The sequence below is a fragment of the Paenibacillus sp. TSM33 genome (assembly GCF_056099025.1).
The window spans coordinates 164,234-187,940 of the sequence record NZ_JBLZXB010000019.1 but is presented as its reverse complement, the minus strand read 5'-3'; the positions used below and the strand labels follow the sequence as shown (position 1 = coordinate 187,940).

At 43.9% G+C, this 23,707-nt stretch carries 21 protein-coding genes and 1 pseudogene; 12 read left to right on the top strand and 10 right to left on the bottom strand.

Going from position 1 to position 23,707, the window contains the following annotated elements; genetic code table 11:
• Together ACN6NF_RS21655 and ACN6NF_RS21650 are read left to right on the top strand one after the other, a co-directional pair.
• Positions 1 to 462 carry a MarR family winged helix-turn-helix transcriptional regulator gene (locus ACN6NF_RS21655; protein ID WP_264217604.1) on the top strand — a complete coding sequence of 154 codons (462 nt, stop codon included), beginning with the start codon at positions 1 to 3 and terminating at the stop codon, positions 460 to 462.
• Entirely contained in the window at positions 449 to 1,486 is a 1,038-nt protein-coding gene (locus tag ACN6NF_RS21650) for a threonine aldolase family protein (RefSeq protein ID WP_474319533.1), read from the top strand. Before ACN6NF_RS21655 ends, ACN6NF_RS21650 begins: the two co-directional genes overlap by 14 nt.
• A gap of 222 nt (positions 1,487 to 1,708) precedes the next feature.
• Here ACN6NF_RS21650 and ACN6NF_RS21645 read toward each other — a convergent pair whose 3' ends face one another.
• Positions 1,709 to 2,548 carry a helix-turn-helix transcriptional regulator gene (locus ACN6NF_RS21645; protein ID WP_474319532.1) on the bottom strand — a complete coding sequence of 280 codons (840 nt, stop codon included), beginning with the start codon at positions 2,546 to 2,548 and terminating at the stop codon, positions 1,709 to 1,711.
• A 187-nt stretch (positions 2,549 to 2,735) separates the two neighbouring features.
• Here ACN6NF_RS21645 and ACN6NF_RS21640 point away from each other — a divergent pair, with 187 nt between their 5' ends.
• Both ACN6NF_RS21640 and ACN6NF_RS21635 read left to right on the top strand, forming a co-directional pair.
• Positions 2,736 to 6,053, top strand: coding sequence for a pectinesterase family protein (locus tag ACN6NF_RS21640; RefSeq protein ID WP_474319531.1), 3,318 nt, complete (start codon positions 2,736 to 2,738; stop codon positions 6,051 to 6,053).
• 218 nt (positions 6,054 to 6,271) lie between these two features.
• Positions 6,272 to 7,490, top strand: a pseudogene (locus ACN6NF_RS21635) (macrolide family glycosyltransferase).
• Between the two features lie 131 nt (positions 7,491 to 7,621).
• On the opposite strand, the gene ACN6NF_RS21630 reads toward ACN6NF_RS21635, so the two are convergent.
• Together ACN6NF_RS21630 and ACN6NF_RS21625 are read right to left on the bottom strand one after the other, a co-directional pair.
• Positions 7,622 to 8,848: a sugar efflux transporter gene (locus ACN6NF_RS21630; protein ID WP_474319530.1), complete on the bottom strand. Its 1,227-nt coding sequence runs from the start codon at positions 8,846 to 8,848 to the stop codon at positions 7,622 to 7,624.
• Positions 8,849 to 9,069: 221 nt separating this feature from the next.
• Positions 9,070 to 9,843: an alpha/beta fold hydrolase gene (locus tag ACN6NF_RS21625; RefSeq protein ID WP_474319529.1), complete on the bottom strand. Its 774-nt coding sequence runs from the start codon at positions 9,841 to 9,843 to the stop codon at positions 9,070 to 9,072.
• Positions 9,844 to 10,033: 190 nt separating this feature from the next.
• On the opposite strand from ACN6NF_RS21625, the gene ACN6NF_RS21620 reads away from it, so the two are divergent.
• The 4 genes from ACN6NF_RS21620 to arsC all read left to right on the top strand — a co-directional run bounded on the left by ACN6NF_RS21620 (position 10,034) and on the right by arsC (position 13,879).
• Positions 10,034 to 11,623, top strand: coding sequence for an alkaline phosphatase family protein (locus ACN6NF_RS21620; RefSeq protein ID WP_474319528.1), 1,590 nt, complete (start codon positions 10,034 to 10,036; stop codon positions 11,621 to 11,623).
• An 85-nt stretch (positions 11,624 to 11,708) separates the two neighbouring features.
• A complete protein-coding gene (locus tag ACN6NF_RS21615; protein ID WP_474319527.1) occupies positions 11,709 to 12,059 on the top strand; it encodes an ArsR/SmtB family transcription factor in 351 nt (116 codons plus the stop codon).
• 85 nt (positions 12,060 to 12,144) lie between these two features.
• Positions 12,145 to 13,434, top strand: coding sequence for an arsenic transporter (locus ACN6NF_RS21610; RefSeq protein ID WP_474319526.1), 1,290 nt, complete (start codon positions 12,145 to 12,147; stop codon positions 13,432 to 13,434).
• Positions 13,435 to 13,459: 25 nt separating this feature from the next.
• Positions 13,460 to 13,879 (top strand): arsenate reductase (thioredoxin), encoded by a 420-nt coding sequence (arsC, locus tag ACN6NF_RS21605; RefSeq protein ID WP_474319525.1) that lies wholly within the window; start codon positions 13,460 to 13,462, stop codon positions 13,877 to 13,879.
• A gap of 41 nt (positions 13,880 to 13,920) precedes the next feature.
• On the opposite strand, the gene ACN6NF_RS21600 is transcribed toward arsC, so the two are convergent.
• Positions 13,921 to 14,316: a winged helix-turn-helix transcriptional regulator gene (locus ACN6NF_RS21600; protein ID WP_413987054.1), complete on the bottom strand. Its 396-nt coding sequence runs from the start codon at positions 14,314 to 14,316 to the stop codon at positions 13,921 to 13,923.
• Positions 14,317 to 14,476: 160 nt separating this feature from the next.
• Here ACN6NF_RS21600 and ACN6NF_RS21595 point away from each other — a divergent pair, with 160 nt between their 5' ends.
• Positions 14,477 to 15,037, top strand: coding sequence for an NAD(P)H oxidoreductase (locus tag ACN6NF_RS21595; protein ID WP_474319524.1), 561 nt, complete (start codon positions 14,477 to 14,479; stop codon positions 15,035 to 15,037).
• 122 nt (positions 15,038 to 15,159) lie between these two features.
• On the opposite strand, the gene ACN6NF_RS21590 is transcribed toward ACN6NF_RS21595, so the two are convergent.
• The 3 genes from ACN6NF_RS21590 to ACN6NF_RS21580 all read right to left on the bottom strand — a co-directional run bounded on the left by ACN6NF_RS21590 (position 15,160) and on the right by ACN6NF_RS21580 (position 18,383).
• A complete protein-coding gene (locus ACN6NF_RS21590) occupies positions 15,160 to 16,410 on the bottom strand; it encodes an ABC transporter permease (protein ID WP_474319523.1) in 1,251 nt (416 codons plus the stop codon).
• Complete coding sequence (locus ACN6NF_RS21585) at positions 16,394 to 17,713, bottom strand: HlyD family secretion protein (RefSeq protein WP_474319522.1); 1,320 nt, start codon at positions 17,711 to 17,713, stop codon at positions 16,394 to 16,396. Before ACN6NF_RS21585 ends, ACN6NF_RS21590 begins: the two co-directional genes overlap by 17 nt.
• 136 nt (positions 17,714 to 17,849) lie before the next feature.
• A complete protein-coding gene (locus ACN6NF_RS21580) occupies positions 17,850 to 18,383 on the bottom strand; it encodes a MarR family winged helix-turn-helix transcriptional regulator (RefSeq protein WP_474319521.1) in 534 nt (177 codons plus the stop codon).
• Positions 18,384 to 18,622: 239 nt separating this feature from the next.
• Between ACN6NF_RS21580 and ACN6NF_RS21575 the strand changes: the two genes are divergently transcribed.
• Positions 18,623 to 19,798: an alanyl-tRNA editing protein gene (locus ACN6NF_RS21575; RefSeq protein ID WP_474319520.1), complete on the top strand. Its 1,176-nt coding sequence runs from the start codon at positions 18,623 to 18,625 to the stop codon at positions 19,796 to 19,798.
• Positions 19,799 to 19,810: 12 nt separating this feature from the next.
• On the opposite strand, the gene ACN6NF_RS21570 is transcribed toward ACN6NF_RS21575, so the two are convergent.
• Together ACN6NF_RS21570 and ACN6NF_RS21565 are read right to left on the bottom strand one after the other, a co-directional pair.
• The gene (locus tag ACN6NF_RS21570) at positions 19,811 to 20,512 is read right to left on the bottom strand and encodes a YoaK family protein (protein ID WP_017425588.1); all 702 of its coding nucleotides are present in this window, start codon (positions 20,510 to 20,512) and stop codon (positions 19,811 to 19,813) included.
• Positions 20,513 to 20,705: 193 nt separating this feature from the next.
• Positions 20,706 to 21,224, bottom strand: coding sequence for a DJ-1/PfpI family protein (locus tag ACN6NF_RS21565; RefSeq protein WP_474319519.1), 519 nt, complete (start codon positions 21,222 to 21,224; stop codon positions 20,706 to 20,708).
• Between the two features lie 149 nt (positions 21,225 to 21,373).
• Here ACN6NF_RS21565 and ACN6NF_RS21560 point away from each other — a divergent pair, with 149 nt between their 5' ends.
• On the top strand, positions 21,374 to 21,766 hold the full coding sequence (locus tag ACN6NF_RS21560; RefSeq protein WP_474319518.1) for a winged helix-turn-helix transcriptional regulator: 393 nt from the start codon (positions 21,374 to 21,376) through the stop codon (positions 21,764 to 21,766).
• Positions 21,767 to 21,935: 169 nt separating this feature from the next.
• On the opposite strand, the gene ACN6NF_RS21555 is transcribed toward ACN6NF_RS21560, so the two are convergent.
• Entirely contained in the window at positions 21,936 to 22,271 is a 336-nt protein-coding gene (locus tag ACN6NF_RS21555; RefSeq protein ID WP_474319517.1) for a winged helix-turn-helix transcriptional regulator, read from the bottom strand.
• A gap of 256 nt (positions 22,272 to 22,527) precedes the next feature.
• Here ACN6NF_RS21555 and ACN6NF_RS21550 point away from each other — a divergent pair, with 256 nt between their 5' ends.
• On the top strand, positions 22,528 to 23,625 hold the full coding sequence (locus tag ACN6NF_RS21550; RefSeq protein WP_474319516.1) for an FAD-dependent monooxygenase: 1,098 nt from the start codon (positions 22,528 to 22,530) through the stop codon (positions 23,623 to 23,625).
• Positions 23,626 to 23,707: the final 82 nt, after the last annotated feature.

Below are 23,707 nucleotides of genomic sequence, written 5' to 3'. Positions count from 1 at the left end.
ATGGTCAATATAGATGCTAATATCATAGCGGATATGAGGCGTTTTAATCGGTTCTATACGAATTTACTCGGTGTTTTAGATAGACATGTGCTGGATAGCGGATATTCCTTTACCGAGGCACGGGTCATTATAGAGATCGGGTTAATAGAGCCCTGTATTGCGAATACTCTGGTCGAATCTCTTAAAATTGACCGCAGCTATATGAGCAGGATCATTGCTAAATTTTGCAAAGAGGGCTTTCTTGTTAAGGAAAATTCAACGGTGGATAATAGAACAAATCTAATTCGTCTGACGCCCAAAGGAAAAATGTTCTACAACCAATTGAATGAAAGATCGGATGAGCAAATTCTGAGATTAGTTCAAGGTCTTTCAGAAGAAGAGATTACAGAATTACATGCATCTATGTTGTTAATTCAGAAGAAATTGGATATTTCGGAGAGGATACAGAATGATACGATTTGAATGCGACTATACTGAAGGTGCTCATGAGCGTATATTAAAGCGACTATTGGAGACGAATGAGGAACAAACCCCAGGCTATGGTGTGGATGATCATTGTGAAAAAGCCAGAGCTTATATTAAAAAAGCATGTGACTCCGAAAATGCGGATGTACACTTTTTGGTTGGAGGTACACAGACCAATACAACGGTCATCTCTTCGATTTTGCGTCCGCATCAAGGCGTCATTGCGGCAATTTCTGGGCATATTGCTGTGCATGAGACCGGAGCAATTGAGGCTACTGGACATAAAGTACTGACATTGCCAAGCGAGGATGGGAAAATCCGCGGTGAACAGGTAAAGGAACTGTACGACGCTCACTGGAGGGATGCTGCTCCTGAGCATTGTGTACAGCCCGGGATGGTTTATATTTCTCAACCTACCGAGAATGGAACGATTTATAGCCGATCCGAGCTGGAAGTGTTAAGTGAAGTGTGTCGTGAATGTGGTTTACCACTGTTTATAGATGGAGCCCGCTTAGGCTATGGTTTGGTTGCAGAGGATAGCGATGCATCTTTGGCAGATATAGCAAAGCTGTGCGATGTGTTTTATATTGGCGGCACAAAAATTGGAGCAATGATGGGAGAAGCCGTAGTTATCCTAAATAATGCTTTGAAAAAAGATTTCAGATACATGATCAAGCAAAAAGGAGGGCTGCTGGCTAAGGGGAGAATGTTGGGCATTCAGTTTGAAACGCTGTTTGAAGACGGTCTATACTTTGAAATTTCCAAACACGCTATAGATATGGCCATGCTGCTGCAAAAAGGATTATCTGAGCAAGGATTTTCTTTCCAATATCATTCCACAACCAATCAGCAGTTTCCGATTATTGCAGATCGTATATTACAGGCATTGAGCGAAAAATATACTTACTCCTTTTGGGAAAAGGTTGATGACACACATAGTGCTGTTCGATTCTGCACCAGTTGGGCCACAAAGAAAGAAAATATTGAAATGCTGCTTCAGGATATCAAAGCATTACAATAGAGGTCACGGATAAACGATGAGTAGCATTTGAAGAGGTAAAATGGATGATGTAATAGGCCATACTTCGTTGTACAGCAGCGAAGTATGGCTTTTTTGTCATGTAAATGACCTCATCCAAGTGGCTTGTCTTCAGTTCCATGAAAGAGCAAGCAGATATAAAAATGGAAAAACAAGACAAGAGTGGATGTATAAAATTAACGCCTAATTATTTACACTGAATACCTATCGAACCTGTTTACGGTATTGAAGAGGAGAGAGTCCGGTTATTTTTTTAAAGATTTTATTAAAATGAGAGGCATGACCGAAGCCGACATCCTCCGCAATGTGCTGGATTTTGTCTTTGGTAGTCCGCAGTCTGGTCTGAGCCGCCCTGACCCTCACGACGCGGATGTACTCACTGAAATGAAAGCCAGTCAATTTTAGAAAGATGCGGCTTAGGTAAGCCGGACTAATAAAAAAACAGGCGGCCACTTGTTCGAGAGTTAACGTTTCATTGAAATGATCCTGAATAAAAGACGAAATTTCTGTGATTTTCTGATGCATGGGATGAGAGGAAACAAGTTCACTACGCTCGGCCGCTTCCGATCGGTGCACCAGGATAAGCATTTCCAGCAGCAAATGCTGTACACAACGGTCATGCAGAGGCTGTTTGTTCCTGCATTCGGTATTCATTTGCAGGAACAGCCGTTCCACTTCAACTTGCTCTCTAGCTGGTAAGCGAAGCAGTGCGGATTGCTGATACGGCGGCAGATCCAGAATGTCACGATCTTGCTGTGGGAGAAACGTCGGAGAAAAATGAATCAAAATGCGTTCGGTTTCCTCCAATTGCGTACAGGCGGTGGAGTGTAAATCATGAGGGAGGATGAATATCAGATCGCCCTTGCGAGCGGTGTATACCTTGCCGTTCATAAAATAGATGCGTTCGCCCTGCAGCAAAAAATACAGTTCATAATTGTCATGAACATGAGGTCTCGGCATAACTGTGAAGCCGGTACGGTAGATGTGATGAATGGAGAATTGTTGTTCTCCGATGACATATTTGTCTTCCTTCATTTCATTCATGTGCTTCTTCCTTTGCCAATTAAGATAAGTAAGCGCATTCATATATCCATAGTATATATGACACCTGCCCACGGTAAAAGCAGAAAAGATTGATGAAAGGAGGTGAACACACTTCTGAACGTCTCGGATCATTCTTTTATAAAAGTATGCGCTGATGTGAAAGAAAATCTTAGGGAGGAAACAGAATATGAGCAAGCAGCGTACATGGAGAAAGGTGCTATGTAATGTGGTCGTGGGTTCAATGTTGTTGACCTTGTGCCCGCCATTGATCCAGGCAGAGACTGCGGTAGGGACAGAGATGGGGAAAGTGGAGAAAGTAGAAAATATAGCGACGAATATTCCGGCATTTCCGGGAGCTGAAGGTGGCGGTAAATATGTTACCGGTGGACGCGGAGGTGAAGTATACGAAGTTACTACGCTGGCAGACTATGGAAAAGGGGAGCAGATGATCCCCGGATCTCTTCGTGCAGCGGTCAGCTCCGATAATCGGACGGTCGTATTCCGGGTGGGTGGAACCATTCATCTGAAGGAGCCACTTAAAATCTTGGGCAACAACCTGACGGTTGCAGGTCAGACAGCTCCTGGCGACGGCATAACTGTAAGCGATTACACGACAGGGATTGATGCAGATAACGTCATTCTTCGTTACCTGCGTTTTCGATTAACCGACCGTTACCCCAGTGAGGATGACGCGTTAGGAGCCAGGTACCATAAAAACATTATGATTGATCACTGTTCTTTTAGCTGGTCGGTGGACGAGGTGCTAAGTCTGTACGATAACGTAAATACGACAGTACAATGGTCTATTGTATCCGAAAGTATGCTAATGACTACGCACCAGAAAGGCCGCCACGGCTATGGCGGCATATGGGGTGGTCGCAATTCCACCTATCATCATAACTTGCTGGCTCACAATGCAAGCCGCAATCCGCGGTTCCCAACCGATAAAAAACAAATCGACGCTGTGGAAATGACCAATAATGTCATTTATAACTGGGGATTTTTCTCTTCATACGGTGGTGGTGAAGGATCGTATAATGTGCTGAATAACTATTATAAGTATGGCCCCAACACATATAAGGACGTGCGGAGTCAAATCTTTGTAGACGTGGGGAGTAAAAAATATAAAACACGCATTTATATTGGTGGCAACTACATGTACGGCAACGAATCGGTTACTCAAGACAACTGGCAGCTTGGAACATCCATTGGATCGATTATTGACCCTTCCACTCGTTTGGCAGAGCCGATTGAAGTCAGAGGGGAATACGACAACGGGATTTCACCAGATGCGTATGGACCATATCAGGCGACAGATGCGCAGACCGCATATACTGAGGTGCTCGCCGGCTCAGGAGCCACGCTGCCAAGAAGAGATGCGGTGGACGCTCGAATTATGAATGATGTGAAGAATGGAATGGGTGCGTTTATCAACTCCCCGCGTGAAGCAGGCTGGATTTACGATGATTATAGCGTAACCACCACGGAGCTTACTGACAGTGATCATGATGGTATACCGGATGAATGGGAACGCGCTCATGGGCTGGACCCCAATAATGCTGACGACCGCAACGGTCAGGAGCTTGCCGGTACAGGCGAGTATGCTCATTTTGCCAAGGGCTATACGAATTTAGAGGTTTATTTAAATGATCTCATTGAGAAGCTGTCCAATGGCAGTGAGGTGGATAATCCGGAGGCCTTCGTTGAGGTATCGGATGAAGGTGGACGTTCACTGAAGCATAACGATATTTTGGAAGCCGGACGTGGTGCGACCATAACTGCAACGGCCAAGGATCAAGATGGCATTGCTCACGTTGAATTTGTCATTGACGGTAAACTTGCTGGAAAAGTAGAGAGTGCGCCTTATCAAATCAGTTGGAATCATGTGACGGACGGCACCCATTACATTATTGCACGGGTGACAGACCGCAAGGGGACTGCTACATTTTCCAATCCTGTTACCATCCATGTCAACACGACTGCACCAACGGGGAACTGGCTCAGCGAAGAGGTTGGCTCTGATGGTAACGATGGCTATATCAAAGGGCATACTCAGGTATTAAAAGAAGATGCAAACGGCAGCAGTATCCGACTGAAATCGGCGGGGGATATTGACGGAAAAGCTGATCTTTTCCATTATGCTTATCAGAAATGGGAGGGAGACGGTGAAATTACAGCTCGTGTGGAGAAGATTACCCCTGTGGATGATAATGCCGAGGCAGGTGTAATGATTCGTGAATCACTGAAGCCTGGATCAAAAATGGCCTTTATGTCTTTAGCATTTGTTAAATATGGTAAGCAGGGGATTCTTATCAGTCGTGATCAAACAGATGGTAAAACCAAGCGCGCGTCAATGGAGACGTTTATTCCAACGCCATATTCGGTTCGTCTGGTGCGACAAGGGCAAAAGCTTACCGGATGGGTATCCGCAGATGGTGTGACGAACTGGGAGAAGGTTGGTGAAACCGTTATAGATTTGCCAGATCATCAACCGCTATTGTTCGGATTAGCTACCGATGCATCCAAACAACAAAACGATGTATGGAATTATAATACATCGGAATTCAGCAATGTCACGGTCCGCAAGCTAACAGACTCAGGAGGAACTTCTCCTACTAGTGTGGTTGTATCGACCTATGGCCCTGCTGACTACACCTCTCTTCAGGCAGCTATTGATGCAGTCCCTGACAACAGCAACACAAGGACTGTTATCCATCTCAAAAACGGTACGTACCGTGAAAAAATAAAGGTGAATTCCTCCAAAAAAAATCTGAGTATTATCGGAGAAGATCGGGACAAAACGATTATTGCTTTTGATGATACGGCCAAGACCGTAGTGGACGGAAAAGAATTAGGAACGAGCAATAGCTATACCATGCGTGTGCAAAGTCCTGACTTTGTGTTGGAAAATGTAACGGTCGCCAACACAGAAGGGACCGGGCAGGTGCAGGCTGTAGCGTTATATGCAGAAGGTGATCGTGGAAAGTATCACAATGTTAAAATTACCGGCCTACAGGATACATTGCTTGTGAACCGTGGCAGACAATATTTTAAGGACAGCTACATCAGTGGCAGTGTAGATTTTATATTTGGCAATGCCCCTGCCGTGTTTGATAACTCGATCATACACAGCCTGCGTGCCGGATACGTGACAGCCGCTTCAACGGAAGAGAACCAGCCAGGTTTTGTATTTATTCAGTGTCGTCTGACAACTGAAGCTGGCTTGACAGGCAAGGTGGATCTTGGGCGACCATGGCGTCCTTACGCACATGTTACTTTTTTGAAAACCTATATGGATGACCATATCAAGCCAGGTGGTTGGAACAATTGGGGTAAGGAATCCAATGAGCAGACTGCAAGATTTGGAGAGTACGACAACTTTGGACCAGGTGCAGAAAGTAGTGGGCGTGTACCTTGGGCCAAACAGCTTACGGCTGACGAAGCAAACCAGTACACTGTTGAAGCTGTACTGAGCGGGACAGATCATTGGAATTGGCGTCTATAATTGTATGTTCAATAGATAAGCGGGGGATGCGCTTAAGCGTTTCCACCGCTTATGTGCGTGTTTGTGAGCAATTTTGGATGTGATGCATACATAATCTAAAATTGAAACCATTTGTTTTTATGGTAAATATTTTATATATTGAATGAGAGAAGTGTGTAAATCATCATGGACAAAACTAACATTTTTTCTTAGATACATTATGTTGTCGGAGGTGTAGGATGGCACGTGTGTTGGTTGTGATCACGCCTGCTGAAGGCCATGTTAACCCGTCATTAGGATTAATTAAGCAGTTGGCTGATAGGGGGGAGGAAGTAGATTATGTGTGTTCAGAGGAATATGGTACGAGAATTCAACAAACGGGAGCAAACCTGATCACCTATCCATTTAGTGTGGATGCATTTATTCACAATCCTGTATTAAAGCCGGCTGAATATAAACATCATTATCAATTCGTGAATATGATCGTTAAAGGTTTGATTGAACCGATTATTCCAAAGGTTATGAAAGCAATTGAAAATAAGGTGTATGATTATTTGATTTATGACTATCTGATGGGTTGGGGAGGCAAAATTATAGCAGAGAGGCTGGGAATACCTGCGGTATGTACGGTCTGTTCGTTTGCTTTCGTAGAGCCTCTGGGTTCTGATCAAGGCGGAGATGATCATGACCTAAAAGTGAGAGCGCTTTATGATGACACCATGAAAGTAGTACATCAATTAGCTGATGAGTTTCAGGTTGCCGTCCCCGCTATTGATGAGCTCGATTCACATTCCCACAGCCTAAAGGTCGTGTATACAAGCCGTTATTTTCAACCGCAAGCTGAAAAGCTGGATGACAGTTATATTTTTGCAGGTCCATCTATTGTACCTCGTAAAGATGCACCGTCTTTTCCGTTCGACCAGCTTCGTGCTTTGTATCCGCAGGTTGTTTATATATCATTGGGAACCATTCTTAATAGAGATTTGGAATTTTACAAGCTTTGCTTTGAAGCATTTCGTGATTTGCCTGTGCAATTTGTACTTTCATCAGGCCAATTTGCGGAGATGGAGATATTGGCGGATAGTATCCCGGACAATTTTATGATCAAGTCCTATATTCCGCAGCTGGAAATGCTCCAGCGTGTAGATGCATTTATCACACATGGGGGAATGAACAGTGCAAGCGAAGCCTTGTATTACAACGTGCCGATGGTTCTGGTTCCCATGACATCGGATCAGCCGCTTGTGGCCAATCGGGTCCAAGAGCTGGGAGCAGGGATTGCTGTGAATAAAAATGAGCTTACCCCTGCTATCTTAAAAAGCTGCTTTGGTAGAGGTTTTGAATCAAGCTATCTATAAACAACAGGCGCATGTAATTGGCGAATCACTCCGTCAGGCTGGCGGCTATACGTATGCGGCCGATGCAATTATGAGTCGTTTCTCTACTATAAAAAAATAGGGTGCGTGTGCGTCAGCTCCTGATTATAACCAATTCGGGCTACGCATGGCAGGGTAGCATAATAAAGCAGCACGTAATCGGACTTTAGGTTCTCGTCCAGATTACGTGCTGTTTCTTTTATTGATGGTGCTCTATAGGCTGTGATTTCTTTCTTGTAGAGCAGCCGATTGGTCAAACTCTAATTTTTTTGATATCGCCAGCAGACCAAGGCAACAGAGAATCAGGAATAAGCATATCCAATAGGAGTTTCGATAACCCATCCATTGAGCAAACAATCCGCCCATCAAGCTCCCCGCCAATCTTCCGATCGTTGTCGCATTGGAATACAGTGTCGAGGCGTATCCGGGTAGAGATGGCAACAAATCCTGCATATAGCTAATACCAATGGCTGATATCACTGCAACAAAGAAGGCTAGGAGAAGCTGTCCCACAAATAGTTGCCACATCTCCGTAGACATAAGGACGAGGAGATAATAGACAACGCCTGTTAGAGCCCCTAAAAATATAAGCAAACGGTTGGAGTATTTGGCTGCTAGTACACCCAGCATGAGCATTAGGGGGATTTCTAAGATTGCGCAAATACTGGATACCAGGGCAACGTCATTGGTGTCACCTTTTAAATTGTGAATGATGAACAAGGAAATATTCAAACTATTCATCCAGTGAGACGTATACAGCAGAGTAAGAACTATAAAAGGGATCAGAATTTTAATGTTTTTATGTAATGTAATGTGGTGAAGTGAAAGTTGATCCTTATTTTTAGCCTGAACAGGACGCTGCTTGATAAAAAAGAATAGCAGAGCAGCAATAAGTACAAAAATAGAGGTCGTACCGATAAAAATACCTTTAAAGCCCGTATGTGCAATCAAGAAGGAACCCAAGAGCGGCCCGGTAATAAAGCCAAGAGAAAACATAGAACGAAGCGTTGAATTCGCAAAGGCATGATCCGCAGATTTACTGCGATCTACCGCTTCACGTGCACTGGCAAATAACTGCGGCATCCCAGGGGCACCAATCGCCGTAAAGACCGTCATATAAATAAAAAGTACATAAAAATTTTGGATTACAAGATATCCTGCAAAGGCTATGGCATTAAATAACGTACAAATCACCAAAATTTGTTTGCGATCCAATCCGGTATCGGAGCGTTTGGCAATAAGGGAGCTTATCCATATACCACAAATCAAAGTCACCGCTGTAAACACACCAAAGGTTCCCACAGAAACGCCAAGTGTACTTGTAAAATATACAGCTAAAAAAGGTGCGCTTATGGAAATAGCCATACCTTGCAATAACATACAGATCATAAATAGTGGGTAGTTAGGGATAAAGAAAAGATTTTGAATACGCTTTAGCATTTCATTTTTACACCCCTTTAGATTTAGAAGCAGAACTTACATACCTATCCAACCTAAACTATATATGACTTTAGCATAATTTGTATATTTACATTGTATAAAATATTATATAATTTTTTTTACTTTGATGAGCAACTCATATGCAAGGCCATATACAGACAAAGATATAAGATCAGGAGTGGGATGTAGATGTGTATGCGAATTTTCCTATAGGATGTGCCTTAAAGGCTGAAGCGATCTATGAACTGCTTGATCAGTTCATTCAATGTTCCAGCGGCCTTCGTAGGAAGGCGATGATCGGCTTTTTTAATGAAAACAAGCTCACTCTTCGGTATTTGCTGATTTAATATTTTGGCATAAGGATGAAAGTGTTTATCCTCTTCACCATAAACGAGCAGGACAGGAAGATGGATTTCTCCCAGCCGTGAGGTACAGTTGTACTTCAAGCTATAGCGGTAATATTGTTCGACATTCCTGGGATTTCCCTGCTTCGCATCGTTGAATAACTTGCGGAACAAAGATAACTGTTTCGTTTGTGACCAAGCATTAGAAAGCGCAATCGTACCGACTGCGCCGATTTTGGAAAGAGCAATACCCAAAGAAATTTTGTTTCTTAGTCGCCATTCGTTTACCTCCGACATTCCGCTGACAACAATGCCCCCCCATGCCCGATCTGGATAAGACAGGAGAAATTCAAGTACTATTGAACCTCCGGTAGAATATCCACACAAAAATACTTTATCCAAGCTCAATTGATCCATCAAATGCTTAATATCCTGGGCGATGAGAGGGTAAGTAACTGTTTGTTCGGAAGGCTGACTTTTACCGTGTCCTCTGATATCAAAAGCTATAGTACGAAAATAGGGCGATAGCCCTTGGATTTGGTGTGTGAAATTTGAGCTTGTGAGTACCGGAGGGTGAATGAATAGGATGGGCATTCCTTCTCCGGAATCTATATAGTACATGGAGTATTCGTGTATGTTTATAGTAGTCATGGGTTATGTTCCCTCCCTGAATGGTTTTGATCTTAAATTTGGCCTATTAGATCCAAAAAATTCATGGAGTTGTAATTTTCATTGCTTGAGATCCCTTTTTCCCCGATGATCCAATGTAGGAATAATTTTTTTAGTGCAAGAAAAAAATAAGAGGATGAAAGGTACTGTTTTTCTAAAAAAGGGGACACACATGGGCATGAAAAATAAAGTTATCATTGTACTAGTGCTAAGTTTATTGTTGCTGATCTTGGGATGTAGAGCAGACTCCAGTCAACAGCTAAAACAAAAAAGTGTGAAGCCACATATGACAGTAAATCAATTGGGGAAAAAGCCTGTCATTGTTATATTGATTGATTCTTTAATGGATAAGCCTTTGCAAGAAGCGATTCTAGAGGGGCGTGCACCCGCCATGCGATTTCTCCTTCATCAAGGGCAATATTTCCCGCATGTAGTTAGCTCGTTTCCCACGATGTCTGTGACCATCGACAGCACATTATTAACGGGAACGTATGCAGACCAACATCATGTGCCCGGACTCGTTTGGTACAGTGATCAAAAGAAACGCATGATTCTCTACGGCAATGGTGCCAAAGAAGCCTTGAAGATAGACCAACTGCAAGTATTTCTGGACGCAATTTACCAATTAAACCAAGTTCATTTGAACAAAAGAACGAAAACAATACATGAAGAATTAGCTGACAAAGGGAAAGAATCTGCATCCATCAATGCTATTGTTTTTAGAGGAAAAACGAAACATGCCTTAAAAGTGCCTGATTTCCTAGCGAATAGCAACAGGGTGCCGGAACAAATGACAGTCACAGGTCCTAAATGGTTATCCTATGCAGCTCTGGCACAATTGAATCCGAAAAATAGCTGGAATACTCCTTTGTGGAAAAAGTTCGGTATGAATAATGAGTTTTCCGCAAAAGATACCGCTTTTCTAATAAGCCAGAAAAAACTCCCAGACGTAACCATCACATATTTTCCTGAGAATGATAATGCAGTGCATAGAAAAGGCCCTACCCAACTGAACGGAATTGAAAAAGCGGATCAAGCGCTGCAAACTGTGTTGAACGCCTATGGATCGTGGGAAAAGGCTGTAAACAATGCGATATGGATTGTCATGGGTGACAGTGCGCAAAGCGCTGTGTATGATGATCGACAGGTAGCCACTATTGATATAAGGCCTCTTTTGAGTCCTTACCGGATTGCGAAATTAACTCAACCCGTAAGAAACGATGACCAAATCGTGATTGCCGCTAATGAACGAATGGCTTATATCTATGCAATAAACGATAACGTAGAGCTATCCGATGTGGTGAAGTCTTTAAAAAAGGAGAGCAAGCTCGACATTATCGCTATGAAAGATGGTAAAAATAATATACAGGTTACAAAGGGGAGAAATGGTAGCCTGTTTTCTTATCGTCCCGGTGGAAAATACATGGATGAATATGGACAATCGTGGACATTATCGGGCGAAGAGGACCTTGTGGATATTACGGTAAATAATAACCGGATCAAATATGGAAAATATCCAGATGTTTTGGCGAGGCTGTATGGAGCAATGAATTCCCATGAAGGAAGATACGTTGTTGTCACGGTCCAACCGGGACATGAACTCGTCAGCGAAAGTTCTCCTACCCACATCGGTGGGGGAGCACATGGATCGCTGCATGAAAAAGATTCCCTTGTCCCGTTAATAATTTCCGGGACGAATACACGGCCCAAAACACTGCGAATCGTGGACATAAAAGACTGGATTATGCAATTGGTGAAATGAATAAGTATCTTCGTTCTTGATATTAAAGTTAAGCTATATTAGTATATAAGCATATTGTTATATTTAATTGGAAGGAGGTCATACATTGGATCAACTAGGTTGTATAGCCGATCATTTAAAGCTATTGGGGGATAAAACCCGATTAGCCATGCTTTCCCTGCTAAGAGAAAGAGAATGGTGTGTTTGCGAATTTGTAGATATTTTTGATATGTCGCAGCCAGCAATCAGCCAACATCTTAGAAAATTAAAGTCGCAAGGAATTGTAAAAGAAGAACGACGAAGTCAGTGGGTATACTATTCCTTAAACGTAGAGGATAAGCCACATATTCATGCTGTTCTTGAGAGTATGCCAGGCTCCAAGCAGATTTTAAAATGGCTGAATAAAGAGGAACCGATCGCATCTTGTGGACCGGATTCCTCAGCTTGTTCATCCTAAAGCCTGTTCCATTTCTCCTTGTGGAATAACGGTGTTTTTAATATAAGTATATGTTTATAAGGTAATGTAATGGAGGTTTAGAACATTGATTTTGTTGGCATGCATTATATTCTTAGCCACTTTAGTGCTAGTGATCTGGCAGCCTAAAAATCTGTCTATTGGCTGGTCCGCCTGCGGAGGAGCTGTACTTGCTCTATTGGTAGGTGTCGTCGATTTGCATGATGTTTGGGAAGTGACTCAGATTGTCTGGAATGCAACACTAGCTTTTGTTGCCATTATTCTGATTTCATTAGTTCTTGATAAAATTGGTTTCTTCGAATGGGCAGCACTTCATATGGCACGGATAGCCCGTGGAAGTGGAACCCGGATGTTTGTCTATGTGAGCCTGCTGGGTGCCGTAGTTGCTGCCTTTTTTGCCAATGACGGCGCGGCCTTAATTTTGACACCAATTGTACTGGCGATGGTTCGGGCACTGAAATTGGATGAGAAAATGGTATTTCCTTTTATCATTGCGAGCGGATTTATTGCAGATACGACGTCGCTTCCGCTTGTAGTCAGCAACCTCGTTAATATTGTGTCAGCCGACTTTTTTGGAATCAGCTTTATGGAATATGCGAGTCGTATGATTGTACCTAATCTGTTTTCCTTATTGGCTAGTATCGTGGTACTGTATTTCTTTTTTCGTAAAAGAATTCCTAAAACGTTTGATACGACACAGTTAATCACGCCTGCAAATGCAATAAAAGATCCAAAGATGTTCCGTATGTCCTGGGTTGTTCTCACAATATTGTTGGTTGGCTACTTTGCAAGCGAATTTTTAGACATTCCCGTCTCGGTGGTGGCCGGTATCATTGCCATCTTTTTCTTGCTGATGGCTAGAAGAAGCCCTGTGGTACCCATGAAAGAAGTCATCAAGGGCGCTCCATGGGCCATCGTGTTTTTCTCTATCGGAATGTATGTTGTGGTGTATGGTGTGCGTAATGCCGGTTTGACGGATCTGCTGTCCCATGTGATTCAAGCGGCTGCTGATCAAGGTATGTTTGTGGCCACCATGGTCATGGGATTTATTGCGGCGATTATCTCGTCGGGTATGAATAACTTGCCTACGGTCATGATTAATGCGCTTGCCATTGATGCCACCCATACAACTGGTATAGTCAAAGAGGCACTTATTTATGCTAACGTTATAGGGTCGGATCTCGGACCGAAGATAACCCCAATCGGTTCGTTAGCCACATTATTGTGGTTGCATGTACTTCGATCCAAAAACGTGAAAATTTCTTGGGGTACTTATTTTAAAACAGGCATCGTCTTAACTATTCCTACACTTTTTATTACCCTGCTGGGCTTATATCTGTGGTTAATCATTTCGTAATTGAACATCGAAGGAGACGTTAATGATGGAAAAGAAGACAATTTATTTTTTGTGTACTGGTAACTCTTGCCGCAGTCAAATGGCAGAAGGCTGGGCTAAGCAATACTTGGGAGACCGTTGGAATGTATACAGTGCGGGCATTGAAGCACACGGCCTTAACCCTAAAGCGGTGCAGGCAATGAATGAAGTTGGGGTGGATATTTCCGGTCAAACTTCAGATATTATTGATTCTGTTTTGCTGAATAGCGCGGATTTAGTTGTGACCTTATGCGGAGATGCTGCCGATAAATGCCCTATCACACCTCCGCACGTGCGCCGTGAACATTGGGGATTTGATGATCCGGCTAAAGCACAAGGAACAGAAGAGGAGAAATGGAGTGTATTCCAGCGCGTGCGGGATGAAGTAGGAGCTCGTATTCGCAAATTTGCGGAGACTGGTGAATAAACAAGGTACACAGCTATAGTATTTCAAACAAGCACGCCTCCTTAAAGAGGTGGTGCTTGTTTGGCGTTTTTTTCCTTCACAGAATACTCTTCCAGCACCTTTGTTTTATCTCCATAGATCCTATCCAAATGATCTTCTCCCCATAAGCAAAAACGATCAAGCAAATCTTTAAAATCCCAGCCATATTCACTAAGCTCGTACTCCACTTTGGGTGGAACCTGGTTATAAATGATGCGGTGGATGATTCCATCCTTTTCAAGCTCTCTAAGCTGTTGGGTGAGCACTTTTTGGGTGATTTTCGGAATGAGTTGACGAAGTTCGTATGTACGTTTTCTGCCGCTGGTTAAATGGTGTAGGATAATACCTTTCCACTTTCCACTGATGACCTCCAAAGTTGCCTCGATTCCGAGCATATAGGTTTTGGCTTTGTCTTTCATAGACTTTCCCCTCTCCGATCTGTAGGTCAAAAGGCACTAAGGAACCTTAAAGTACCTACAGTACATTGAAGTGCGTACTTCACACTCTAATGTATAACATCCATAATAGCATCTGTAGACAGGGTTCACTAATTATGAGGAGAAAGAAGGTTACGGATACATGAAAGTTCTATTGGTCGTCACGCATCCTAGAGAAGATTCACTTACCCTTGCGGTCATGAATCGTTTTGTAGAGGGATTGAAAGAGAATAAGCACGAGGTAGATATTTTGGACTTGGATCGGGATGGATACAATCCGGTGTACAGCGCTGCAGATGAGCTGGATTGGAATACGACCCATAAACAATATGCCCCTGAAACACGGAAAGAGATGGATAGAATAGTGGCTGCGGATGCTCTGGTCTTTGTGTTTCCACTATGGTGGTATAGTGTCCCGTCCATGCTAAAAGGATACCTGGATAAAGTGTGGAACATAGGTTTACTTCAGGAGTTCACGACAAAGCAGGTTCTGTGGATGTGCTTGGCGGGAGGGAATAGAGAACATCTGATCAAGTATGAATATCACGATTTGGTTACTAATTATTTGAATAAAGCCATTGCTGGTTACGCAAGAGTAAGAGAGTCCAAGGTGGAGTTCTTCTATGATACTTTGTCCGAATCGAAAGAATACATTGTAGGTTTACTGGAGCACGCTTATCAATTAGGTCTGGCATATAAGTGAATTTTATTCTGATAACAATGAGAATTTCATATTGTTGAGGGATTTGCAAAATCCTGATTATTGAAAAAGGGTTAAGGCTCGTTAGTCGGCACTTAACCCTTTTTTATTTTATAGACGAGACTCTATCCTTTTATAGGCTCGTGCATAGGTGCTGATGGTGCCCCTTGCATAGATAACCCGCCGCCAGTTGAGCTTGCTGGAATAACGGGATGTGGCGATCCCTTTTCAGAAGCAGTGCCCGCAGTCTGCTTGGTCAGCTTCTGTTTTTCCCACAGGGCTCTGGCGATCACCAGCATGGAGAGTACACCGACATATAATAACAAAGATCCGAGTTCCGGAAGCATCTCCTGAAAAGATGCACCGCGCAGTCCCATGGTGCGCAGGAATTTGTACATCCATACGAAGGGAAAGAAATCACCGATTTGAATCGCTAAAGGTGGAAACAGTGATCTGGAAAGAACGGCCCCTGATAGTACAAAAGCAGGCATGAGCACCATCACCATTCTGCCAATGGCAATTCCCGGATGTGCAGCGCCCCATGCAACCAGAACATTGAAGCATACGGTACCGAATACATACAGGACAACCGGAATCATGAAGAGGATCGGATTGGCCTCGAAACGACCTCCCCCAAACACTTTAAGCATCCCGAGAGAGAAGATTAAGCCAGCCGTCGAAAACAGCGTATAAGGAAGAATACGCAGCAGGATGTTAAACGGATTTTGCAGTTCGGCAGCCAGTCTCTTGGAAACCCTTAGTCTGGCGACGATAGGTAAGCTATTGATATTGAGTATCATAAAAGAGAACATACAAGTGAATGCAAGTATCGTCGTATTCTGATAATCATTGGTTGGGTTAAACAGGGAACGCACCTCCAAGGCGATACCATTGAGAGCTCCCTGAGCCTGTTCGGCGTTCATCCCCGTTTTCAACATAGCTGGAACAGACAGTTCCATATTCTCAGAAACGCTAATTTCCTGCATAGCTGTACGAATGGAAGTGATAGATTGAACGTTGGTGTTATCAAGAATGAGACCCACGCGGCTGGAAAGGGAACGATGGTGATTGTCCTCTAAACCGTGCGGCAGGGAAATAACGGCTAAATATTTTTCGTGATAGAAATACTGCTCAGGGTTGTCCGTAAACGAAACAATCTCTGCTACGTTCATATATGGAGAAGCATCTATCTTCTGGATCAATTCACGACTGTAGGCTGTGTTGTCCTGATCCACCACTACCACGTTAGCATCGTTAATTTGGCTGCTTGGGAGCAGCAGGGAGTACCCCAGCACTGCAATCAGCGGGAAGATGATAGCTATGATCGGATACTTGGAGTGAACCAGATACGTCCATTCATCACGAAGAGATTTCATTCGTATTTACCTCAACTGTCATGCCTGGTAGCAAAGCGGCTTCTCTTGTTACATATACACGTACTTGGAATGTGGCGGTATCTGCCTCACCTTTTTCACGGGACATCCTTACATTAGCGAATTGCGGCGCAGCGGTCACATAACGTACGGTACCTTTCAAGTCCTTGTTGAGAGCAGACACTCGGGTTTTAACTTCTTGATTGGCCTTGAATTTACCCGCTTGTTCCTCATTGACATACAGATCGTAATATAAATCGTTGGTTTCCAGGGTAATCACAGGCGCTCCTTGCGCGACATTTTCCCCGACTTTTGTACTAATCGAAGTAACCTTGCCATCCTGTGGTGCCTTTAATACCAGCCGCTCTTTTTTGAGCAACAATGTTTTAAGCTGAACTTCCTGTGTGTCTTTTTGTTGCTTTAAAAGGTCGATAGCCAACTTCTGATCTGCCAACTGTTGACGACTTTGCTGAATGGTTTCTAGTTGGGTTCTGGAACGATCGACGGACAATTGGGCACCACGGATTTCCTCCTCGGCTTGTTTTACCGCAACCGCTGCTTGTGTGGTCTGTTCACTGGCCTGCATACGTTCTTCAGGAGTAGCGCCATGGAGCAGCTTTTGAAGAGACTCCTTTTGCTGGCTCAACTGATTTGTCGCTAAAGTCAATGAGGATTCAGCATCATCCAACACTGCTTTGGATGCACTTCCTGCATCATAAAGTGCTTTATTACGTTTGTAGTTGGTCTGAGCCGTCTGAACGCTTTTGGTGGCAGAAGCTACGGCAATTCGTTGCTGCTGAACATCTTCATCCCGAGCACCATTATTGACCTGTTGTTCCGCAGCAGTGGCTTGACGCTCAACTGCCTGTGCCCGCAGCAGTGCCGCTTGGCTTTTGCTCTCAGTGACTTGAGCTTGCGCGATATCCAGCTGTGCTTGTTTTTCCTGAGTTGTTGCTCGTGTGTACCCTAATTGGATGGATTGTTGCTGTTGGCTGATCTGTGTATTGAACTGCGCAATTTGTGTCCGCAGCTGCTCAATTTGCAAATCCACATCTTTGGAATCCAAAGCCATAAGGACAGTTCCTTTTTTCACTTTCGTTTCTTCTGTTACCGGGATGTTTAGGACTTTGCCGCCTACTTGTTCAAAAGATACATGAATGCTATCAGCATTGAGCGTTGTGCCTTTAACGGATCGCGAAGCAGTGACTTGATCTTGTCCGTTAGTCTGAAGCAGGAACCCTCCGCCGATCAGACAGGCAATAGAAATGACAGGGATGATAAGGCTGGTGACTTGTGTGCGATTCATGGGTAATATGCTCCTTATGTTCATAAAATGGATTCAACCTAGACTCGAATAAATATCCTGATTATGTACATTTTATTTATTCTATTATTTAATAATTTAGATGTTAGCCGACTAACTAAAATGCAAAAATTAAAACTTACTCTGGCTTTGCTGCTTTATATATCTCTTTTGCTTCAGGGATGCCGCTTTCTATTTTTTTCAGTAATGTCAGGAGCAGTTCTTTTTCATCGTTGGATAGATGGCTCATCAATGTGGAAGTGCATGTAAAATGTACAGGCAGCAGTCTTTCCATCATTTCTGTTCCTTGTTCGGTCAGTTTAACAATGCTCATGCGGCGGTCGGAAGGATGAACAGATCGAATAATAAGCCCATCGCGTTCCAGACGGTCAAGCAGACCGGTAACGGTAGGTTTGCTAACCCCTACTTTCTCCGCAAGCTCTGTAGCCAGCAATCCTGTTTGGATGTTGCGATACAGGAGAATTAATATTGAAAATTTTCCGTGAGATATACCAAACTTCTCAAAGCCTTCAAAGCTGACTTTAAAAAGACTGGAGGATACGCGCATAAAAAATAGCATCGCTTCTGTCGCTCTTACATCAATCTCTGGGATACGCATAGAAAATTCTTGCAGCGCTTCACGAGTGGGCAAGTCCCGTAAATCAAAATCCATAAGGTTCTCCTTTCTTCTTACATTTGTGTTCCAGTTGGCAAATTAGTTAGCCGACTAATCTTAATCGATTCAAAAATGAATTTCAAGCTAAATTTTGCTAATCGTCATGCAGACTTCTACTACATGGAGGTGTCAGTGCAGTAGTTTAAGCTATTCACTACATTGATATTTACAATGAAGTGCTTGATAATAAGTGGATATCGCATGAGACCAAGATATCCAAGAGTGAGGGACCTGAAATGTCGACAAAATTATATTACACCGCTCCAAATCTTACGGAGTGGGACACTCATATTACACAGAGTATGGAAAGAGACGGAGCATTTTTTGTTATGCTCAAGGAAACGGCTTTTTATCCGCATGGTGGAGGTCAGCCATGTGATACAGGAACGATTCAGGGCATCCGTGTACTAGATGTTGCTCTTGAAGATGGGGATATATGGCATCAGGTAGAACGTTTGCCGGAGGAGGGAAAAGTGGCCTGCCAATTGGATTGGGAGCGCAGATTTGATCATATGCAGCAGCATAGCGGACAGCATTTGCTGTCAGCGGTTTGCCTGGAGCTGTTGGGTGCACGTACAGAAAGCTTTCATTTGGGACAAGAGTACGCCACAATTGATGTCAACTGTGCGGATGTAACAACTGCGCAGCTATCGGCAATCGAGCAGGAAGCAAATCGGCAAATCTACAATAACCGCAGTATAAAAAGTTATTTTGTAACCCATGAGCAATTGAAGAACATTCCGCTTGTGAAAATGCCTAAAGTTACGGAAAATATTCGGATTGTTGAGATCGAAGGCATTGAATATAATGCTTGCGGCGGTACACATGTGGCTCAGACCGGGGAAATCGGGATGATTAAATGCTTGAAATGGGAAAAGCAAAAAGGGATGGCGAGAATCCATTTCAAATGTGGTGCTCGCGCACTCCAGGACTTTAATGATAGTGTTCGGATTTTGGACGTGTTGTCTGCGAAGTTCAATACTGGGCGAAAGGATATTTTGACTCGATTCGAAAAATGGGAGCAGGAGCATAAGCAACTCAAGGCGCAAGTAGAGCTCCTACAAGAGGAAAATGCATCGTACCAGGCGAAAGAGCTGCTGTCTGCTGTACAGGGGCACGTTATTGCTCATGTATTTGAACAAAAATCCATTCAGGAGTTGCAGCAATTAACTACCAAGCTAACCGCTGAGCATGATTTGCTTGTTTTATTTGCCACAACAGCTGAAAACAAAATCATTCTGGCACATAACGGTAGCCAATCTGTTAGTTGCGGAGCGTTTTTGAAAGAGAATCTGGGCGCGTTTCAGGGCAAGGGGGGCGGTAGCAACCAATCTGCTCAGGCAGCATTTTCGTCCCGTGAGAACCTCTTGAATTTCTTTGAAACGGCCCAGCGGCAGTTCATTCAGGGCTAATATAATGGAGGATTAGTGACGCAGCGGTAGCTTCCACTTTTCCTCTTCTGTAAATAAAATAAAAGAAAAAATAAGTGCAACAACAGCGCCCCAAACGGCTTTATCCCCAATCGTCAAAGTCAGAAATCCCCCCAGCAAGGCTCCTACCAAGAAGGCAGCCAGGATGACACCATAACGCATCGCTCGAATGGCAGCGTTCGTGTCCTTGGTCGTTACAGCGACATACACAGCCTCGATAGCTGATCGAAGGTTACCGGTGCTGACCGTGGAGGTGTACGGCACATCAATGAGCTTGCGGAAGGAAGTCATTTGCACGGAAGCGACGAATGAGACGATCACCACTACTACCGTATTGGGAACTCCTTGCGGAATCAATCCCACGATGAAAAAAATCGCGATTTCCAGTAAAAGAATTGCGCGGGTCCAGTCTGGAGTTAAACGGTGGGTTGATTTTCGTTTGATCCCTTCGGCAACAAAAACGCCCAGTGAAAAGGCGATCAGGGGCGGGATATAGGATAATGCCTGAACCCAGTGCCCCTGAATGACTTTGACAGCCAGCAGGACGATATTGCCTGTCTGTGCGTTGGCGAAAACACCGCCTCTTCCCACAAAGGTATATGTGTCCAAAAAGCCCCCTACTAATGATAGTAAGGCGCCCAGTCGCAACGATTCGGACGTTACCTGATGTAAATGGATTTTGCCTTTCATAAACACGGCATATAAGCCTCCTATACTAAACGTCGATTCTTTAAAGCTAACACGAAAATCCAGGACCATACAATTAAATTAATCACTTTGGCATGAAAATGACACAAAGAAGCCACATCAGGTCCCATACAATAGAAAGGACGTGATGCGGCTTGTTAGAGTGCTGCTTAAAGTGCCATCTGGAACTTCGAGAATATGCTTATTGCAGAGCTTTAACGAGTGCTTTACCAAACTCCTGAGCTCCATCTGGGCCATCGGCTGTAATAATATCGCTATGCGCAACGACATGCTGAGCTAGATATTCGGCTTGATGTGCTTGGAGTTGATCCTTTTGTACATCCACTGGATAGCATGTAGCCGTTCTCCCAGAGAGCAGCCCGGTTTGAGCCACGGCTACAGAGCCTGCGCAGATGCCGGCCACTAAAGTCTTTTGCTCATGAGTTTGTTTCAGCAGAGCTTGGAGATCTGCATTATTCCACAGATGATCATTCGTTCCTGATCCGCCGATTACAGATACCACATCATAATCAGCCAGCACAGCGTCTGTAAAAACAAGCTCAGCGGTCGCTTTACCGTTGTAGTCACCCATGATTTCGCCTGTTTTTGTACTAGCTAGCGTTACAGTAACACCTGCTTGCTCCAGCGCTTCCTTCGGTTTAAACAATTCATCCTCATTAAAGCGCTCTGGGGGTATAATAAAAAGAGCTTTTTTACTCATACTTTATTCCTCCTTGAATGTGTAACGTTATTTACTATTGTAGGATGGCTTCGTCAGGCTGTGAAGAATGCACTTTCAAGTACGGAGGTTACCTACAGGTTACTATTAGAGTGCAAGACCATGATGATTTAGAAGGAGTTAATTGATATATGACGGATACGCTGAGAGAAGAAATACGGGAGAAGATCGTTAACGGAGACTATAACTGCGAAAAGGAACTGACCTTGTCCGTGTTAAGCGGAAAGTGGAAGGTCGTCATTTTATGGCATTTGGGTGTGGAAGGGGCGCACCGGTTCAGTGACCTGCAAAGGCTGTTTCCGAAGCTGTCGCATAAAGTGCTGACCAATCAGCTACGGGAGTTGATGGAGGACGGTATTGTGCACCGGGAAGTATATCCCGAAGTGCCTCCAAAGGTGGAATATTCGATGACTGAGCTGGGGATGACGATTTTACCGATTGTGGAGATGATGTATGAGTGGGGAAAAAAACGGGTGCAATCCATCCGTGAGGAAATGCAACGCAGCAGTGAGGGGAACGTATAAATTCTGGATGCGATCCAAGATGGACCTTTAATGCTCCGTCATATAAAAAAATAGAACGCCTTGCACTATGAGTACGAATTGTACCTAGAGCAAAGGCGTTCTTTGGCATGTTAGCAGTCTGTGTGTGTGGATCATGTTAGTCTAGGAAAAATAGCTGTAGCCCAATGGATCATTGCTGTTCAAGTGCTGGTAAAACCTCAATCCAGCGTGTTGCCCAATTACCGATATGGTCAAATAAAGGAGCTAAATCGCGTCCCTTATCCGTAAGGGAGTATTCAATCCGCACGGGCTTCTCAGGATAAACCATACGTTGTATGATTCCTTCTTCCTCCAGCTCTTTCAAACGGTCCGAAAGGACCTTTCCACTTAAATTAGGAATTGAATTCTCAATAGCGACGAAACGTTGCGGACCATTCGTTAGTTGAAATACGATCAACACCGTCCAACGCTTGCTCAGTAGCTCCATAGCCTTTTCAAACCGTGGACACATCTGCGGAATGTTCATGTGATCACCTCATGCTCCTATTATTAACGATTCACTGTGAAAAGTAAATGATTTTACTTTACATAAATTTATTACTTGACGAAATGGAATGATATAAATATACTTTGTTACATAAAGTAACTTGTTGGCTTTGATACGGAGCTTGAGATTTTAATACTTAAAATTTGAACTTAATTTGATATGATTAATGATGTAATTAAATGAACAGGTACGAACGAATCGTTGAGGTTATGGTTTGGGTGCAGGGGGAAGTCGGATGAAGCTGGAATGTGAAGTGTGCGTAGTTGGAGGGGGACCTGCAGGGACTTTGTTATCCTGTTTACTGGCGGAGCAGGGCGTTTCAACGATATTGGTTGAGCGGCAGAGCATACCCGGAAAGGCTTTCCGCGGTGAAATTTTAAATGATGAGGGTCAGAAATTGATCCAAAAACATAAGCTGCTCGAACAAATTCATGAGGATCATATTCTTGCCTCCACAAGAATCGAATATTGGCAGCATCAGCAGCAGATCAAGACGGTCGAGCCAGCTTTAATCCATGGTAATGTGGGAGTGCATATTCCACAACCTCGATTTTTGGAGGCTCTGCTCAAGCAGGCATCCACCTACGAGTCCTTTCGTTACCTGGCAGGTACAACTGTGACTGCGCTGGAGGGTGACGGCGAGCAGGGGTACACGGGCTTGACCGCCCGCGATAAGAATGGTCATGAGATTACGATTCACAGTTCTTTGATTGTGGGGGCAGACGGACGCTATTCGACTGTATGCAAGTTGGCGGAGATGCCTGTGACGAACATTCGCCACGGCTATGATCTGCTATGGGCCAAAATCACGGCACCTGCCGGGTGGGAGCCCGTCACTCGTCTGGCACTGGTCAACGGAGGTCAGTTGGCTTTATTCTCGCAGGCTGAGGGCTATATTCAAATTGGCTGGAATGTGGAGGAGGGAAGCTTTCCCACCCTGTTTAAGCAATCTTTTGAACCATTTATACAGCTGTTTACGGAGGCTTTTCCAGATTTGAAGCATAGTGTGCATGATCACATTCGTTCATGGAGGGACTTCGTACCGTTGGATATTTTCAGCAGCCGCAGCGACACATGGGCGCTGAACGGACTGGTCCTGATTGGAGATGCGGCGCATACCATGACACCTACGGGAGCTTTTGGCTTGAATGCTGCTTTGAAGGATGCCGATGTGCTGGCCAGTGAGCTTCTTCGTTTACGCCAGCGGGTATATACAGCAGAAGACCTGAAGGCTTTCGAAGACAGACGACGGAAGGCTGTCACCGAGCTTCAGGAGCGTCAACTGATCATGGAGTCCACGTTTCATGAACATTTCTTACACATAGTTCAATGATATAAAACCCTGACAACAACGATTAGCCTGAGAACTGCGAGGCATTTCATATATAGAGTTTATATAAAGGATGGTGCAGAGA

Excerpts from the sequence above, each read along its gene's own strand:
- ACN6NF_RS21655 (WP_264217604.1), top strand. The coding sequence starts at position 1 with ATGGTCAATATAGATGCTAATATCATAGCGGATATGAGGCGTTTTAAT.
- ACN6NF_RS21650 (WP_474319533.1), top strand. The coding sequence starts at position 449 with ATGATACGATTTGAATGCGACTATACTGAAGGTGCTCATGAGCGTATA.
- ACN6NF_RS21645 (WP_474319532.1), bottom strand. The coding sequence starts at position 2,548 with ATGAATGAAATGAAGGAAGACAAATATGTCATCGGAGAACAACAATTC.
- ACN6NF_RS21640 (WP_474319531.1), top strand. The coding sequence starts at position 2,736 with ATGAGCAAGCAGCGTACATGGAGAAAGGTGCTATGTAATGTGGTCGTG.
- ACN6NF_RS21630 (WP_474319530.1), bottom strand. The coding sequence starts at position 8,848 with ATGCTAAAGCGTATTCAAAATCTTTTCTTTATCCCTAACTACCCACTA.
- ACN6NF_RS21625 (WP_474319529.1), bottom strand. The coding sequence starts at position 9,843 with ATGACTACTATAAACATACACGAATACTCCATGTACTATATAGATTCC.
- ACN6NF_RS21620 (WP_474319528.1), top strand. The coding sequence starts at position 10,034 with ATGGGCATGAAAAATAAAGTTATCATTGTACTAGTGCTAAGTTTATTG.
- arsC (WP_474319525.1), top strand. The coding sequence starts at position 13,460 with ATGGAAAAGAAGACAATTTATTTTTTGTGTACTGGTAACTCTTGCCGC.
- ACN6NF_RS21600 (WP_413987054.1), bottom strand. The coding sequence starts at position 14,316 with ATGAAAGACAAAGCCAAAACCTATATGCTCGGAATCGAGGCAACTTTG.
- ACN6NF_RS21595 (WP_474319524.1), top strand. The coding sequence starts at position 14,477 with ATGAAAGTTCTATTGGTCGTCACGCATCCTAGAGAAGATTCACTTACC.
- ACN6NF_RS21590 (WP_474319523.1), bottom strand. The coding sequence starts at position 16,410 with ATGAAATCTCTTCGTGATGAATGGACGTATCTGGTTCACTCCAAGTAT.
- ACN6NF_RS21585 (WP_474319522.1), bottom strand. The coding sequence starts at position 17,713 with ATGAATCGCACACAAGTCACCAGCCTTATCATCCCTGTCATTTCTATT.
- ACN6NF_RS21580 (WP_474319521.1), bottom strand. The coding sequence starts at position 18,383 with ATGGATTTTGATTTACGGGACTTGCCCACTCGTGAAGCGCTGCAAGAA.
- ACN6NF_RS21575 (WP_474319520.1), top strand. The coding sequence starts at position 18,623 with ATGTCGACAAAATTATATTACACCGCTCCAAATCTTACGGAGTGGGAC.
- ACN6NF_RS21565 (WP_474319519.1), bottom strand. The coding sequence starts at position 21,224 with ATGAGTAAAAAAGCTCTTTTTATTATACCCCCAGAGCGCTTTAATGAG.
- ACN6NF_RS21560 (WP_474319518.1), top strand. The coding sequence starts at position 21,374 with ATGACGGATACGCTGAGAGAAGAAATACGGGAGAAGATCGTTAACGGA.
- ACN6NF_RS21555 (WP_474319517.1), bottom strand. The coding sequence starts at position 22,271 with ATGAACATTCCGCAGATGTGTCCACGGTTTGAAAAGGCTATGGAGCTA.
- ACN6NF_RS21550 (WP_474319516.1), top strand. The coding sequence starts at position 22,528 with ATGAAGCTGGAATGTGAAGTGTGCGTAGTTGGAGGGGGACCTGCAGGG.